The organism is Xanthomonas populi (genome assembly GCF_002940065.1).
GTDB classification, from domain to species: domain Bacteria; phylum Pseudomonadota; class Gammaproteobacteria; order Xanthomonadales; family Xanthomonadaceae; genus Xanthomonas; species Xanthomonas populi.
This window is the reverse complement of record NZ_MDEJ01000271.1, coordinates 1-1,298: the sequence shown is the minus strand read 5'-3', so window position 1 is coordinate 1,298 and position 1,298 is coordinate 1. Positions and strand designations below refer to the sequence as shown.

Annotated in this window: 1 pseudogene; it reads left to right on the top strand. The window is 55.9% G+C overall.

The window, feature by feature from the left end:
• Positions 1 to 1,222, top strand: a pseudogene (locus XpopCFBP1817_RS20740) (hypothetical protein); the annotation flags it as partial.
• Positions 1,223 to 1,298 lie beyond the last annotated feature (76 nt).

Sequence of the window (1,298 nt, the reverse complement as noted above, 5' to 3'; positions counted from 1 at the left end):
AGCGATTACGCACACTGCCCGAACACGTCTACAACCAGATGGTCATGGGCTGAAAAACGTGGGGATACCTCAGAGTCAGGATGTAGTGGTGGCTCCTACAGGCGTCGAAACCGCGAACATAGAGTCCGTGAAGCGGCTAACGCTTGATGCTGCCGCGCAGACCTTGGCAGTCAATGCAACTGGGAAGGCCGTTGCTGTGTTGTATGACGCTGCTGTTGGCGATTTTCCAAGTCTGCAGTTCAGCGGCCTTGGGGCAGTGACCCTCGAGTACACCGCGTATGCTCCAACGAATGTCAGCATTGCGTCCGGCTCGGTTTTAGCGGCAAATCCAACTGTGCACCTACCAAGGATTTCGATTGGCGGAACCTACTTGCTGCTATCGCGTCCTTCCAGCGCGCCTGCTACTTGGAAGCTGGCTTTAGAAAAAGCGCCATTATTGGTCGTCAATGGCTCTGCGTTATCGCAATCGCTCGCTTCTGCGGCACAGGGCAAGCGATTTTTGGTCAGCGCGACAGCGGGTCAGAACCTGGGATTTGCACTCAGTGATCTGGTGCTACTTAATGCTTCGTATGTGTACCTGCGCATCAACAAACCTGACGGCAGCTACGCGGCGGATCAGTACTGCTACGCCAACAGCAACGGTTGCCAGATCAATTTGTTTAACACGGTAGCCGGCACCTACAGCGTCGTCGTCGATGCGCCTTACAACGGCGACCAGACAATGAGCTTCAAGAGCACATTGTCAACGGATGTGACCGGAACGCTTGTTGCGGACAAGATGCAGACGCTGACGCTGGGTCGTCGCGGTCAGAACGGGCGCTTGAGCTTTGTGGGTACAGCAGGGCAGACGGTGGCGTTGCAGGTGGCGGCTCAAACGACAGTGCCTGCAGAGCGCATAGCGTATTACACGGTGTATAGGCCGGATGGAACAGTGTTGAGTGCCGTCAGCGCGACATCGGCAGCAACGCTGAATCTGCCGAATCTACCGATGACAGGGACCTATACGGTGTTTGTGGATCCGTACTATGGCGAGTCGCTGAGTACGCAGCTGACGCTGGCCACCGGCGCCACCGGTGGTCAAGTCACCAATGGTGCCAGCGGCAGTTTTGCTACAACGGTGCCTGGTCAGAATGTCTATATGACCTTTACTGCGACGGCTGGCCAGAACATGGGCTTTGCCCTGAGCGATCTGGTGACGCCGAACACAGCAAACCTTGTTTAAGGAGCCTCTAAAAACCCCAGCAATCTGCCATCATTGACTTGACGCCCTGCCAGCGGAGAACGACAGACATGATCAG